Origin of the sequence: Streptomyces sp. NBC_00820, assembly GCF_036347055.1 — a bacterium.
Classification (GTDB): domain Bacteria; phylum Actinomycetota; class Actinomycetes; order Streptomycetales; family Streptomycetaceae; genus Streptomyces.
In genome coordinates, this window is record NZ_CP108882.1 from 2,781,091 (window position 1) to 2,794,763 (window position 13,673).

Sequence of the window (13,673 nt, forward strand, 5' to 3'; positions counted from 1 at the left end):
AAAAGGTGACGCGAGTCATTCTCCTGCAAAACGCGCAGGTCAAACCAACTTCTGAATGAGTGCCAGGCGTCAATGGCGGACACTCGCAGACGACCCCGAGGAGCAGATGGTTGACGCCTTCAACTGTCGCCACCACTGCTGTCGCCACTGCGGGTGACGACAATACGTGCGCATGATGTTGAAGTCGAACTGATCAGTCAGTTGTGGATCATTCGTACATCTAACTCATACGCACTCACGGAGGTAACTCAGTCATGGCACGGTCCGTCCTGATCACCGGAGGAAACCGGGGAATCGGTCTCGCCATCGCTCAGGCGCTCGCCGCCCAGGGTGATCGCGTAGCCGTTACCTATCGCAGCGGCCAGCCGCCGGAGGGGGTGCTCGGCGTGCGCTGTGACGTCACCGACACAGCAGACGTCGACAGGGCCTTCGCCGAAGTGGAAGAAGCCCACGGACCCGTCGAGGTCCTCGTGGCCAACGCCGGCATCACGCGAGACGGTCTCCTGATGCGGATGCCCGAAGAGGACTTCGACGCGGTACTCGACACCAACCTCAAGGGCGCCTTCCGGGTGGCAAAGCGCGCCACTCGCGGCATGATGAGGGCTCGCCGGGGGCGCATCATTCTGATTTCGTCGGCGGTCGCCCTGGCGGGCGAAGCCGGTCAGACCAACTACGCCGCGTCCAAGGCGGGCCTCGTCGGGTTTGGGCGGTCACTCGCCAAGGAACTGGCCCCGCGAAACGTGACCGTGAACATCGTCGCCCCGGGCCTTACGGTGACCGACATGACGGCCGCCCTTCCCGAGGAGCGGATGCAGGCCATCGTCGACCAGGTTCCGCTCGCTCGCGCGGGCGAACCGCGCGAGATCGCCCACGCGGTCACCTTCTTGGCGAGCCCCGATGCGGCATACATCACCGGCGCCGTCATCCCGGTCGACGGTGGCGTCTCCATGGGGCACTGACTAGGCGCGCACTAGTGCTGCCTCGCAGAAGTTCGTTGAGGGGGTTGAGCAAGCTCACCCCGTCGTAATCGGCAAGGTGCTGGAGCCCGTTTGTTCACCGGATTCCAGAGTCGGGGTGTTCGGCATCCCATTCCTGGCGCGCTTGCGCGATGGCGTCGCGGTGTTGAGCCGACCAGTCCGTGAGGGCTTTGACCAGATACGTGAGGCTGTGGCCCATCGTCGTGAGCTCATACTCGACCTGCGGGGGCACCGTGGGATGCACAGTCCGGGTGACCAGGCCGTCGCGTTCCAGCCGCCGCACGGTGAGCGTCAGCATCCGCTGCGAGATACCGGGGATGGCGCGCTGTAGTTGCCGAAAACGGCGGACGCCCTGGGCCAGTTCAACGACGACCAGGACCGACCATTTGTCGCCGATCCGGTCGAGCACGTCGCGGATCCCGCAATCCTCGTGCTCGTCGCCGCAGCTGACGACGGGGACGGTGGTTACCCCGGTGTGCCCCACTGACATGGAAGTGCCTCCTTACGTTCCCCGGCACAAAACCGCAGGATGATCCCGGTTACCGAAGAGAACCTACCGGAACGGGAAGACCCTGATGATCCTGATTACTGGCGCCACCGGCGCCCTGGGCACACTGATCTCCGAACGGCTGGCCGACCGCGACGACACCGTCCTTGGAACGCGCGACCCTCAGCAGCTCAAGGCCCCGCTGCCGGTCCGCCGCATCGACTTCGACGAGCCCGGCACCCTTGCCGGAGGCTTCGAAGGTGTGGATGTGCTGTTGCTGATCTCCGCGGGCTACGGCGAGGACGACACCGTCATAGCCCGGCACGGCGCCGCCATCGCCGCCGCAGAGAAGGCCGGCGTGAGGCATGTCGTCTATACGAGCCTGACCGCCGACGGCGATCACCTCCCCTACGCCCTGCCGCACCGCTGGACCGAGCGTCGCCTGCAGGAGAGCGGCATGGACTGGACGATCCTGCGCAATGGCCTGTATGCAGAGTTGCTGGGCTGGCTCGCGGCCCCGTCGGCCGACGGGCGGATCACAGCCCCGCTCGGAGAGGGCCAACTGGCCGCCGTGGCCCGAGCGGACCTGGCCGACGCCGCGGCACGTGTGACGGTGGACGCACCCGCTCATGCGGGGCGCATCTACGAACTCGTCGGCGAGCAGGCCATCGGCGGCGGCGAGCTGGCCCGCGCGCACGGCCCGCACGTGACCTACGAGCCGGAGACTCTTACCCAGGCCCGCACCCGTATTGCCGCTTCCGGCGCCGAGCCCTTCCAGGTGCCGATGCTGGTGGGTACCTACTCCGCCATCGCGGCCGGGTTCATGTCCCGCACCGGCGGTGACCTGCGTCAACTGTTGGGCCGCGCACCCCACTCTGTGCTCGCAACAGCCCTCGCATAGCCCCCCAGCCACCAGCCCGCGCCGCCAGGAAACGGCCATGCCTCATCCAACTACGTCGATTTCAACGGCGGTTGTGGTGAACCTCGCCGCGCCAGGGCGTACGCGCCTGCGGCGGCTGGCAACCTCCGTGACCGCACAGGTGAGGCAGGTACTGCGGGCGAAGATCGTTCTCGCAGCGGCCGACGGGCTGACCAACGCCGCGATCGCACGCGAGCTGAAGATCAGCGTCAACACGGTGCGCAAGTGGCGGGGCCGGTTCGCCGCCGACGGCGTAGCCGCTCTGGCCGACGCGCAACGCTCCGGCCGGCCCCGCCTCTACGGACCACAGGTGCGCGTCGCCGTCGTGGCCGCCGCCACCAGCGCGCCCCCGTACCCGGAGTCAACCTGGTCGCATCGCAGGATCGCCGCGCAGGTCGCGGGCACGGCCTTCGCCGAGATCTCACCGTCCCAGGTCGGCCGCATCCTGGCGGACCTGGATCTGAAACCGCACCGGGTGCGGGGCTGGCTCACCCGCCGGGACACTCCGGACTTCTGGCAACGGGCCACCGACGTCTGCAACCTGTACCTCAACCCACCCGAGGGCGCGGTGGTGCTTTCCATCGACGAGAAGACCGCAATCGCCGCACGATCCCGACGCCACCCTGGGCAGGCGCCCCGGCCCGGACGAATGGCCCGGCAGGAGTTCGAATACCGCCGACACGGCACCGCCTCCCTCGTTGCAGCACTGGATGTACGAAGCGGTGAAGTCCTCACCGAGACCATCACGCGCAACAACGCGGCCACCTTCACCGCCTTCCTCGAACAGGTCGATACGGTCATCGACCCCGCCAAAGACATCCACATCGTCCTCGACAACGGCTCCTCGCACACGGCAAAGCACACAAAGACATGGCTGGCCGCCCACCCGCGCTGGCACGTCCACTGGACACCCCCGCACGCTTCCTGGCTGAACCAGATCGAGCTGTTCTTCTCCTCCCTGACACGTCGGGTCCTGCGCAACGGCGACTTCCGCAGCCGAGACCACCTCATCGACAAGCTGGACGCCTACGTCATCCAGCACAACAAGACCGCGAAGCCGTACCGCTGGACCTATGACGGCACCCCACTCAAGACAGCGTGATCGGCACCCCTCTACGAACTTCTGCGGGGCAGCACTAGGTGTTCTGTCCACGGAGGTTGGGTGCGGTGACAGTGGTCACCGTCTGGGGATCTTGAACGAGTGAGGGCCTTCCGGGTTCGGTGTGGATTGCGACGTCTACACCAGCCCGAAAGGCCCTCATGCCCCACCGTAATGCACCTCTGACCGAGACCGGACGTCTGCGGCTGGCCCGCTGCGTGGTTGATGACGGATGGCCTCTGCGCCGGGCGGCGGAGCGGTTCCAGGTCTCGCCGACCACAGCCCAGCGGTGGGCCGGGCGATACCGCCAACTCGGCGAGGCGGGGATGAGCGACCGTTCCAGCCGCCCCCACCACAGCCCTCGACGCACGCCGACGCGGGCCGAACGCCGGATCATCAAGGTCCGCCTCACACGGCGGTGGGGACCTGCCCGCATCGCGCACCTGCTGGGCCTGGTGCCCTCCACCGTGCACCGCATCCTGGTCCGCTTCGGCCTGGCCCGGCTCAGCCACCTCGACCGAGCCACCGGCCGGGTCATACGCCGCTACGAACGCGACCGGCCCGGCGAACTCGTGCACGTGGACATCAAGAAGCTCGGCAACATCCCCGACGGCGGCGGCCACAAGGCCCTGGGCCGCCAGGCAGGCCGCAAAACCCGCTCCGGAGCCGGCTACAGCTACATCCACACCGCCGTCGACGACCACTCCCGCCTCGCCTACAGCGAGATCCACACGGACGAGAAGAAAGAGACCGCCACCGCCTTCTGGACACGCGCACACGCCTACTTCACCGGCGTCGGGATCACCGTCGAACGGGTCCTGACCGACAACGGAGCCTGCTACAAGTCCTACCTCTGGCGCGAAACCCTGACGGCGGCCGGGATCACCCACAAGCGAACCCGGCCCTACCGGCCACAGACCAACGGCAAGGTCGAACGACTCAACCGCACCCTGCTCGACGAATGGGCCTACGCAAAGCCCTACCACTCAGAACAGGAACGACGCGACGCGTTCCCCCGCTGGCTGCACTCCTACAATCACCACCGCGGACACACCGCGCTCGCAGGCAAACCACCCGCCAGCCGCGTCCCCAACCTCACAGGGCAATACAACTAGGTGTCGTTGCCCTTGGGGAGACGGGTGTGTGCGCAAGGGTTCGAGTCTCGGAGCGAGGGCTCGGCGTTGACTGCCGACTGGAGGATGCTGAACAGGAGCCCGTGCAGGTTAGCGATGGTCTTGGCGGCATAGGGGCGCCGCACAGTGCCCGCGGGATGCAGGGGGCCGGGCCGACCGTGCTGGAGGTCAAGGATCCACTGACTGACGTGGTCTCGGGTGATCTTGTTTCCGAGGTCGGAGATGGAGTGCTCGCCGAACCACGGCTGCATGTGCCTATCGACGAATTTGCCGTAGTTGGCCCGAGTCTGGTCGGATATATCCGTCAGCAGCCCTATGTAACTGTGGGCGTAGACCGGGAACATGAGCGAGTCCGGCACATCTGACTCTTCTGACTCGACGAACCCTCTGCCCTTGACCCAGCCCGGCGGCCATTGCTGTCCGTGACCGTTGACGAGGTCGCGGAAACGTTTCGCCTTGTCCTCGTCGTCGAAAGTCTCCTGCTCGCTGCGCCCCGTTCGAGTGCCGCCAGCTCGCCACGTCACCGTGTAGGAGACGTCCCCGGACTTCCGTCTGTAGGTCCTGATCCCAGCCATACGAGGGATCCTACGGAACGTCGGTGCGGGGATCGTGCGGGGAAGGGCGCTACGGTGTTAGCGTCCCTTCATCGTTTCCGCAGGTCAGGTCGTTTCTGCTGTGGTGGGGCGGGTGGGACTCGAACCCACGGCCGACGGATTATGAGTCCGCTGCTCTAACCGGCTGAGCTACCGCCCCATAGCGGCGTGTCGCGTACAAGTGTGCGCGCCGTCTGCCGCAGCATAGCCGCTCATACGATCTCCTGCTTCGGATGGTCGGCTTCTGCGCTGCTTACTGACCTTGAGGACTTCAGCCAGGTCGGCGCGGTTCCCGCACACATGAAAAAGGACCCCGAAGGGTCCTGGTTCACCGCGCTCCCCCGACTGGACTCGAACCAGTAACCTGCCGGTTAACAGCCGGCTGCTCTGCCAATTGAGCTACAGGGGATCGAAGCTCCCCCGACTGGACTCGAACCAGTAACCTGCCGGTTAACAGCCGGCTGCTCTGCCAATTGAGCTACAGGGGATCGCTTCGTTGCATCGAACGCTCTGACCCGGGTATTCGCCAGGGGGCGGGCGCTCGCTGCGAGACATACATTAGCGCAAGCAGGGGGGTGCTCCGCCAATCGGTATCTCCGGCGGCCCCACGCCGCACCAGAGACCAACCCAAGAGAAGGGTGGCCGCCATGCGCTACCGGCTCACGTTCGTCGCCGGACTGGCCCTCGGTTATGTACTCGGCACCAAGGCCGGACGCGAGCGCTACGAGCAGCTGAAGAAGTGCGCCCGCCAGGTCGCGCAGAACCCGGCCGTACGCAACACCGCGGAGACCGCCACCCAGCAGGGCCGCGTCTACGCCGGCAAGGCCGTCCACGTCGTCACCGAGAAGGTCGGCGACCGCTTCCCCGACTCCCTCACCCAGCGGGTCCGCACCTTCCGTACGCGCACCGTCGCCACGGAGGAGGACGACTGGGGCACGAGCAACACGTGACGGCGGCGGGCAAAGACCCCCTCGGCCGGAAGGCGCCCGGGGGTCGTGGGCACCCTCGGCCAGAGCAAGCCTCGTGTTACGGCAGAATTCACCGGCATGGGGATAGTCGCCGGCTTGGACAGCTCGCCCGATTTCACACGCATCGTGGTCTGTGACACGGACACGGGCGCCGTGCTGCGCCAGGGGTATGCCCAGCACCCGATCGACACGCCGGACGGCGCCTCGCGCCCGAGCGACGTGGACCCGCAGGCCTGGCTGCTGTCGCTGGGCGAGGCCGCGGGGGGCGGCCTGCTGGAGGGCGTGCAGGCCATCGGCGTCTCCTCCCAGCAGAACGCGCTGATCCCGCTGGACGCGCAGGGCAACACCGTGCGCCCGGCGATCGCCGGCGGCGACAAGCGGGCGCAGGTCGCGGCGGCCGACCTGATCGACGCGCTCGGCGGCCGGGAGGCCTGGGCGCAGGCGGTCGGCAGTGTGCCGCAGGCCGCCCAGCCGGTGACCAAGCTGCGCTGGCTCGCGAAGAACGAGCCCGAGAACGCCGCCAGGACCGCCGCCCTGCTCCAGGCCCACGACTGGCTCGTCTGGCAGCTGCTGGGCCGGCCGGTCCGCCGTACGACCGACCGGGGCGGGGCCTCCGGCACCGGGTACTGGTCCGCCGCCACCGGCGGCTACCGGCCCGACCTGGTGGACCTGGCGCTCGGTCACCAGGCGATGCTGCCGGAGGTGATCGGCCCGTCGGACGCGGCCGGTACGACCCCGGAGGGGCTGCTGATCTCCGCCGGCACCGGGGAGACCATGGCCGCGGCGTTCGGGCTGGGGATCGGGCTGGAGGACGCGGTCGTCTCGCTCGGGGCCTCCGGGTCCGTGATGGCCGTGCACCCGGAGGCGCTCGCCGACCAGTCCGGGATGATCACCTCTCTCGCCGACGCCACCGGCATGCACCTGCCGGTCGTCACCACCCTGAACGCCGTACGCACCCTGCGCGGCACCGCGGAACTCCTCGGGCTGTCCGACCTGGAGAGCCTGTCCGAGCTGGCGATGAAGTCCACGCCGGGCTCCCACGGCCTGGTCATGCTCCCCTACCTGGAGGGCGAGCGGACGCCGAACCTGCCGCACACCGCCGGCACGCTCGCCGGGCTGCGGCGGGAGTCGATGAAGGCCGAGCACCTGGCGCGGGCGGCGTTCGAGGGCATGCTGTGCGGGCTCGCGGACGCGCTGGACGTGCTGCGCGGCCGGGGCGTGGAGGTGCGGCGGATCTTCCTGCTGGGCCAGGCGGCCGAGCTGCCGGCCGTGCAGGCGGCGGCGCCGTCGCTGTTCGGCGCGCAGGTCGTGGTGCCGCAGCCCGCCGACTACGCGGCGATCGGCGCGGCCCGGCAGGCCGCCTGGGCGCTCGGTGTGACGCAGGGCACGCTCGACCCGCGCACCCCGCCCGCCTGGCACGGAGCGGCCGCGCAGATCCTGGAGCCGGGCGACGATCTGGCCGTGGGGCAGGCGGTGCGCCAGCAGTTCGTCGCGGTACGGGAGCAGACGCATCCGGGGGCGTTCCGGGTGTGACCCGTTCGGCGGTGTTCCGCCCTCGGCTCAATGGGCCAGCCTGTTGGGTTAATCGGTTGAGGTAACACGGGTGGAGTGTTCGACGATAGGGGCCAAGGGCACACCGACCGCCCCCACCGCCGACTCCGAGAGACCCAGCGTGCTCATACGACTTCTGCGGACCTATCTCAGGCCCTACAGGAAAACCATCACTCTGCTGGTGCTGCTGCAGTTCCTGCAGACCTGCGCCACCCTCTATCTGCCCAACCTCAACGCGCGCATCATCGACAACGGTGTCGTGAAGGGGGACACGGGTTACATCCTCTCCTCCGGCGCCCTGATGATCGGCATCTCGCTGATCCAGGTCGTCTGCAACATCGGCGCCGTGTACTACGGCGCCCGGACCGCCGCCGCGCTCGGCCGGGACGTGCGCCTCGCGGTCTTCGAGCGGGTGCAGTCCTTCTCCGCCCGCGAGGTGGGCCACTTCGGGGCGCCCTCGCTCATCACCCGTACGACGAACGACGTACAGCAGGTCCAGATGCTGGCCCTGATGACGTTCACGCTGATGGTGTCGGCGCCCATCATGTGCGTGGGCGGTGTCGTGCTGGCCCTCGGCCTCGACGTGCCGCTGTCCGGGGTGCTCGTCGCCGTCGTCCCCGTGCTCGGCATCTGCGTCACGCTGATCGTGCGCCGGCTGCGGCCGCTGTTCCGGTCCATGCAGGTCCGCCTGGACACGGTGAACCGGGTGCTGCGCGAGCAGATCACCGGCAACCGGGTGATCCGCGCCTTCGTCCGCGACGAGTACGAGCAGGAGCGGTTCGGGAAGGCCAACGGCGACCTGACCGAGATGCAGCTGGCTACCGGCCGGATGCTCGCGCTGATGTTCCCGATGGTGATGACGGTGGTGAACCTGTCGTCCATCGCGGTGGTGTGGTTCGGCGCGCACCGCATCGACAGCGGCGGCATGCGGATCGGTGACCTGACCGCGTTCCTCGCCTATCTGATGCAGATCGTGATGTCCGTGATGATGGCCACCTTCATGTTCATGATGGTGCCGCGCGCGGAGGTGTGCGCCGAGCGCATCGAGGAGGTGCTGGACACCGAATCGAGCGTGGTTCCGCCGCTCGCGCCGGTCACCGAGCTGCGCCGGCACGGCCACCTGGAGATCCGGGAGGCGGGCTTCCGCTATCCGGGAGCAGAGGAGCCGGTGCTGAGGTCCATCGGGCTGGAGGCCCGGCCGGGCGAGACGACGGCCGTGATCGGCTCGACCGGCAGCGGCAAGTCCACCCTGCTCGGTCTGGTCCCGCGGCTGTTCGACGCCACCGAGGGCCAGGTGCTGGTGGACGGCGTCGACGTGCAGGAGGTCGAGCCCGCTCTGCTGGCCAGGACGGTCGGCCTGGTGCCGCAGAAGCCGTACCTGTTCGCCGGCACGGTCGCGACCAACCTGCGCTACGGCAATCCGGACGCCACCGACGAGGAGCTGTGGCACGCGCTGGAGGTGGCGCAGGCCAAGGGCTTCGTGGAGCGGCTGGACGGCGGCCTGGACGCGGTGATCGCGCAGGGCGGCACGAACGTGTCGGGCGGCCAGCGCCAGCGTCTGGCCATCGCGCGCACGCTGGTGCAGCGCCCGGAGATCTACCTCTTCGACGACTCCTTCTCCGCGCTCGACTACGCGACGGACGCGGCGCTGCGCGCGGCGCTCGCCGAGGAGACGGCCGAGGCGACCGTCGTCATCGTCGCCCAGCGGGTGGCGACCATCCGGGACGCGGACCGGATCATCGTCCTCGACGAGGGACGGGTGGTCGGCTCGGGCCGCCACCACGAACTCATGGCGGGCAACGAGACCTACCGGGAGATCGTGCTCTCCCAGCTCACGGAAGCGGAGGCTGCCTGATGGCCGGGCCCATGGGACGCATGATGGCCGGGGGCGGCCCCGACCAGCGCTCGATGGACTTCAAGGGGTCGGGCAAGCGGCTCGTCGCCCAGTTCCGACCGGAACGGTTCACGATCTACGGCCTGCTGCTGTGCGTGGTCGTCAGCGTGGCCCTGAGCGTGGTCGGTCCGAAGATCCTCGGCAAGGCCACCGACCTGGTGTTCTCCGGGATCATCGGCCGGCGGATGCCCGCCGGGGCCACCAAGGAGCAGGTGCTCGCGTCGATGCGCGACCACGGCCAGGGCGCGGTCGCGGACATGCTGAAGAGCACCGACTTCACCCCCGGCAAGGGCATCGACTTCGGCGCGGTCGGCAACGTCCTGCTGATCGCGCTGGTCACCTTCCTGGTCGCCGGCCTGCTGATGGCGGTCGCGACCCGGCTGGTCAACCGGACCGTGAACCGCACGATGTACCGGATGCGCTGCGAGGTGCAGGCCAAGCTGTCGCGGCTGCCGCTGTCGTACTTCGACAAGCGCCAGCGCGGCGAGGTGCTGTCCCGGGCCACCAACGACATCGACAACATCGGGCAGACGCTCCAGCAGTCGATGGGGCAGCTGATCAACGCGGTGCTGACCATCGTCGGCGTGCTCGCGATGATGTTCTACGTCTCGTGGATCCTGGCGCTGGTCGCACTCGTGACCGTGCCGCTGTCGTTCGTGGTCGCCACCCGGGTCGGCAAGCGTTCGCAGCCGCACTTCGTGCAGCAGTGGCGCACGACCGGCGCGCTCAACGCGCACATCGAGGAGATGTACACCGGGCACACCCTGGTGAAGGTGTTCGGGCGGCAGGAGCAGTCGGCGCGGCAGTTCGCCGAGCAGAACGAGACGCTGTACGAGGCCTCGTTCAAGGCGCAGTTCAACAGCGGTGTGATGCAGCCGCTGATGATGTTCGTGTCGAACCTGAACTACGTGCTCGTGGCCGTGGTCGGCGGTCTGCGGGTGGCCTCGGGCGCGCTGTCGATCGGTGACGTGCAGGCGTTCATCCAGTACTCGCGGCAGTTCTCGATGCCGCTGACGCAGGTCGCGTCGATGGCGAACCTGGTGCAGTCGGGTGTCGCCTCGGCCGAGCGGGTCTTCGAGCTGCTGGACGCGGAGGAGCAGGAGGCGGACCCGATGCCGGGCGAGCGTCCGGCCGAGCTGCGCGGGCGGGTGGCGCTGGAGGGCGTGTCCTTCCGGTACGACCCCGAGAAGCCGCTGATCGAGGACCTGTCGCTGAAGGTCGAGCCCGGCCACACGGTCGCGATCGTCGGCCCGACCGGCGCGGGCAAGACCACGCTGGTCAACCTGCTGATGCGGTTCTACGACGTCTCCGGCGGCCGGATCACCCTGGACGGCGTGGACGTCGGCCGGATGTCCCGGGACGAGCTGCGCTCCGGGATCGGCATGGTGCTCCAGGACACCTGGCTGTTCGGCGGCACCATCGCGGAGAACATCGCGTACGGCGCCTCGCGCGAGGTGACCCGGGGCGAGATCGAGGAGGCGGCGCGGGCGGCCCACGCCGACCGCTTCATCCGTACCCTCCCGGACGGTTACGACACCGTGATCGACGACGACGGTGCCGGGGTCAGCGCCGGTGAGAAGCAGCTCATCACCATCGCGCGGGCGTTCCTGTCCGACCCGGTGATCCTGGTGCTGGACGAGGCGACGAGTTCCGTCGACACCCGCACCGAGGTGCTGATCCAGAAGGCGATGGCCAAACTCGCCCACGGGCGGACGTCGTTCGTCATCGCGCACCGGCTCTCCACCATCCGCGACGCGGACACCATCCTGGTGATGGAGAACGGCTCGATCGTCGAACAGGGCGGCCACGCCGAGCTGCTGGCGGCCGACGGTGCCTACGCGCGGCTGTACAAGGCGCAGTTCGCGCAGGCGGTGGCCGAGGTCGACTGAGCCCGGACCTGACCTGAAGGGGGCTGCTCACACCGCGTGAGCAGCCCCTTTTCAGTCCAGGTACCCGCGCAGCTGGTCCGCGTAGGCGTGGTCGCGGAGCTTGTTCAGCGTCTTGGACTCGATCTGCCGTATCCGCTCCCGGGTCACGCCGAAGAGGCGCCCTATCTCCTCCAGGGTGCGGGGGCGGCCGTCGGCGAGGCCGTAGCGGAGCTGGACGACCTTGCGTTCGCGCTCGCCGAGGGTGGACAGGACGGCGTCCAGGTGCTGGCGCAGCAGCAGGAAGGCGGCGGACTCGACGGGGCTCGCGGCGTCGCCGTCCTCGATGAGGTCGCCGAGGGCCACGTCGTCCTCCTCGCCGACCGGGGCGTGCAGCGACACCGGTTCCTGGGCCAGGCGCAGGACCTCGAAGACGCGCTCGGTCGGCAGTTCGAGGTGGCCGGCGACCTCTTGCGGGGTCGGCTCGTAGCCGCGTTCCTGCAGCATGCGGCGCTGGACGCGGACGACCCGGTTGATCAGTTCCACGACGTGCACGGGCACCCGGATGGTGCGGGCCTGGTCGGCCAGCGCGCGGGACATGGCCTGGCGGATCCACCAGGTGGCGTAGGTGGAGAACTTGTAGCCGCGCGCGTAGTCGAACTTCTCCACGGCGCGGATGAGGCCGAGGTTGCCCTCCTGGACCAGGTCGAGCATGGTCAGGCCGCGGCCGACGTACCGCTTCGCGACGGACACCACGAGCCGCAGGTTGGCCTCGATGAGGCGGCGCTTGGCCATCCGGCCCATGACGACGAGCCGGTCCAGGTCGAGTTCGAGCCGGGCGTCCAGGTCGGGTGTCCTGCTCAGCTTCTCCTCGGCGAACAGTCCGGCCTCGACCCGGCGGGCGAGTTCGACCTCCTCGGCCGCGGTGAGCAGCGGGATGCGGCCGATCTCGCGCAGGTACTGGCGGAACAGGTCCGAGGAGGGGCCGGCCGTCTCGGCGCGGGCGGCGCGCGGCGCCTCGGCGGATTCCGCCGCCTCCTCCGGCGCCTCGGCCTCGTCGGGTTCCTCCGGCGGCGCCTCGGCGGCCGGCTCCGCTGGAGCGGCGGTCTCCGCCGGGGCGGACGGCTCCGGGTCCGGCGTCCGGGCGGCCTCCGGGTGGTGCAGGGCGCGGCTCTGCGGGGGCACGGCCGCGAGGACGTCCGCCTCCGCGTCCGGCTCGTCGGCGGCCGCGGCGGTCGCGCTGGTGGTGCGGTCGGACTGGGCGAGGGTCTGGGTCTGCACGGGGGCGACCTCCAGGATGATCGCTGCTCAGAGGTTTGCGGCAGCGGCACGTCGGGAGCGGGGAGTCGACGGCCTGCGCTCCGCGGACTCGGGGCACCGCCACCCAGTGTGGGGTACGACACATCACCACCACGAGGGGCGTGCGGTGACTTTTTGCGTCCGGTCCGTGACCGGGAGGTGACAGGGGCCGGGAAACCGGGATGTCGCACCGGGGCCCGTCTGCGAGGATCCTGTGGTGTCCGGACCTCAGTACGAAACCCATGTGACCGTCTCCTGCGCGGACCCCGCCGAGGCGGAGCGCCTGCACGGCTGGGCGCGTGGCGCCGGGCTGAAGCTGACGCACATCGTGCTGGCCCGGGGCCGGATGCGGCACCAGCCGATGCTGACCCTCGCCGGGTCGGCGTCGTACGCGCAGGAGTCGTCGCGGGCCGCCCGGACCGTGGCGGAGCTGCGCGCGGAGGGGTTCGCCGTGGTGCGCGTGAAGATCGAGTCGGTGCCGTGGGCGCCGGAGGTGCCGGACGGCCCTTGCGGGGGCGGGCAGTACTTCGAGCATCACGTGAAGCTGCTGCTGGACGCGGAGGCCGGTCTCGGCACGCTGGCGGCGCGGGTCGTCCCGCACGGGGCGCACCTGTCGTGGAACGCCCGGCGGGTGCGCGGGGACGGGCGGCACGAGCGGTTCGTCACCCAGCGGTGCCGGGGAGTGGCGGACGAGGACGCGGGGCGGGCGCTGGAGCGGCTGCTGGCGGAGCTGAACGGCCTGGAGGTGCTGTCCGTGGAGCGGGAGTTCGTGCTGTACGACAGCGACGAGTCGGTGGACGAGGGCTGGCTCGAGGACGGACCGGCGCGGGAGGCACGGGAGGCACGGGTGTGAACGAGCGGTGGCGTGACCGGCGCTGTCGCGCGGGC

Annotated in this window: 11 protein-coding genes, 3 tRNA genes and 1 pseudogene; 9 read left to right on the top strand and 6 right to left on the bottom strand. The window is 69.3% G+C overall.

What is annotated here, in order from left to right; translation table 11 throughout:
- Nucleotides 1-254: 254 nt before the first annotated feature.
- Complete coding sequence (gene fabG / locus OIB37_RS12710) at nucleotides 255-959, top strand: 3-oxoacyl-ACP reductase FabG (RefSeq protein ID WP_330457696.1); 705 nt, start codon at nucleotides 255-257, stop codon at nucleotides 957-959.
- Nucleotides 960-1,053: 94 nt separating this feature from the next.
- On the opposite strand, the gene OIB37_RS12715 is transcribed toward fabG, so the two are convergent.
- Complete coding sequence (locus OIB37_RS12715; protein WP_330457697.1) at nucleotides 1,054-1,467, bottom strand: winged helix-turn-helix transcriptional regulator; 414 nt, start codon at nucleotides 1,465-1,467, stop codon at nucleotides 1,054-1,056.
- An 85-nt stretch (nucleotides 1,468-1,552) separates the two neighbouring features.
- Here OIB37_RS12715 and OIB37_RS12720 point away from each other — a divergent pair, with 85 nt between their 5' ends.
- The 3 genes from OIB37_RS12720 to OIB37_RS12730 all read left to right on the top strand — a co-directional run bounded on the left by OIB37_RS12720 (nucleotide 1,553) and on the right by OIB37_RS12730 (nucleotide 4,597).
- Nucleotides 1,553-2,365 carry an NAD(P)H-binding protein gene (locus OIB37_RS12720; protein ID WP_330457698.1) on the top strand — a complete coding sequence of 271 codons (813 nt, stop codon included), beginning with the start codon at nucleotides 1,553-1,555 and terminating at the stop codon, nucleotides 2,363-2,365.
- Nucleotides 2,366-2,492: 127 nt separating this feature from the next.
- Nucleotides 2,493-3,485, top strand: coding sequence for an IS630 family transposase (locus tag OIB37_RS12725; RefSeq protein WP_330457699.1), 993 nt, complete (start codon nucleotides 2,493-2,495; stop codon nucleotides 3,483-3,485).
- 158 nt (nucleotides 3,486-3,643) lie between these two features.
- Nucleotides 3,644-4,597 carry an IS481 family transposase gene (locus OIB37_RS12730; protein ID WP_330457700.1) on the top strand — a complete coding sequence of 318 codons (954 nt, stop codon included), beginning with the start codon at nucleotides 3,644-3,646 and terminating at the stop codon, nucleotides 4,595-4,597.
- Here OIB37_RS12730 and OIB37_RS12735 read toward each other — a convergent pair.
- The 4 genes from OIB37_RS12735 to OIB37_RS12750 all read right to left on the bottom strand — a co-directional run bounded on the left by OIB37_RS12735 (nucleotide 4,594) and on the right by OIB37_RS12750 (nucleotide 5,696).
- Complete coding sequence (locus OIB37_RS12735) at nucleotides 4,594-5,190, bottom strand: hypothetical protein (RefSeq protein WP_330457701.1); 597 nt, start codon at nucleotides 5,188-5,190, stop codon at nucleotides 4,594-4,596. The two genes, OIB37_RS12730 and OIB37_RS12735, sit on opposite strands and share 4 nt — an antisense overlap.
- A 101-nt stretch (nucleotides 5,191-5,291) precedes the next feature.
- Nucleotides 5,292-5,368 (bottom strand) — tRNA-Ile (locus OIB37_RS12740).
- A 176-nt stretch (nucleotides 5,369-5,544) separates the two neighbouring features.
- A tRNA-Asn gene (locus OIB37_RS12745) sits at nucleotides 5,545-5,617 on the bottom strand.
- A 6-nt stretch (nucleotides 5,618-5,623) separates the two neighbouring features.
- Nucleotides 5,624-5,696, bottom strand: a tRNA-Asn gene (locus tag OIB37_RS12750).
- Nucleotides 5,697-5,855: 159 nt separating this feature from the next.
- Here OIB37_RS12750 and OIB37_RS12755 point away from each other — a divergent pair.
- From OIB37_RS12755 to OIB37_RS12770, 4 genes are all read left to right on the top strand, one after another.
- Nucleotides 5,856-6,158: a YtxH domain-containing protein gene (locus OIB37_RS12755; protein ID WP_330457702.1), complete on the top strand. Its 303-nt coding sequence runs from the start codon at nucleotides 5,856-5,858 to the stop codon at nucleotides 6,156-6,158.
- A 96-nt stretch (nucleotides 6,159-6,254) separates the two neighbouring features.
- A complete protein-coding gene (locus OIB37_RS12760) occupies nucleotides 6,255-7,709 on the top strand; it encodes an FGGY family carbohydrate kinase (protein WP_330457703.1) in 1,455 nt (484 codons plus the stop codon).
- Between the two features lie 139 nt (nucleotides 7,710-7,848).
- A complete protein-coding gene (locus OIB37_RS12765) occupies nucleotides 7,849-9,582 on the top strand; it encodes an ABC transporter ATP-binding protein (protein WP_330457704.1) in 1,734 nt (577 codons plus the stop codon).
- Nucleotides 9,582-11,510 (top strand): ABC transporter ATP-binding protein, encoded by a 1,929-nt coding sequence (locus tag OIB37_RS12770; RefSeq protein WP_330457705.1) that lies wholly within the window; start codon nucleotides 9,582-9,584, stop codon nucleotides 11,508-11,510. The genes OIB37_RS12765 and OIB37_RS12770 overlap by 1 nt, the downstream gene beginning before the upstream one ends.
- Nucleotides 11,511-11,561: 51 nt before the next feature.
- Here OIB37_RS12770 and OIB37_RS12775 read toward each other — a convergent pair.
- Nucleotides 11,562-12,817 (bottom strand): annotated as a pseudogene (locus tag OIB37_RS12775) (RNA polymerase sigma factor).
- Nucleotides 12,818-13,002: 185 nt separating this feature from the next.
- Between OIB37_RS12775 and OIB37_RS12780 the strand changes: the two are divergent.
- Nucleotides 13,003-13,638 (top strand): hypothetical protein, encoded by a 636-nt coding sequence (locus tag OIB37_RS12780; RefSeq protein WP_330457706.1) that lies wholly within the window; start codon nucleotides 13,003-13,005, stop codon nucleotides 13,636-13,638.
- The last annotated feature ends 35 nt before the right edge of the window (nucleotides 13,639-13,673 follow it).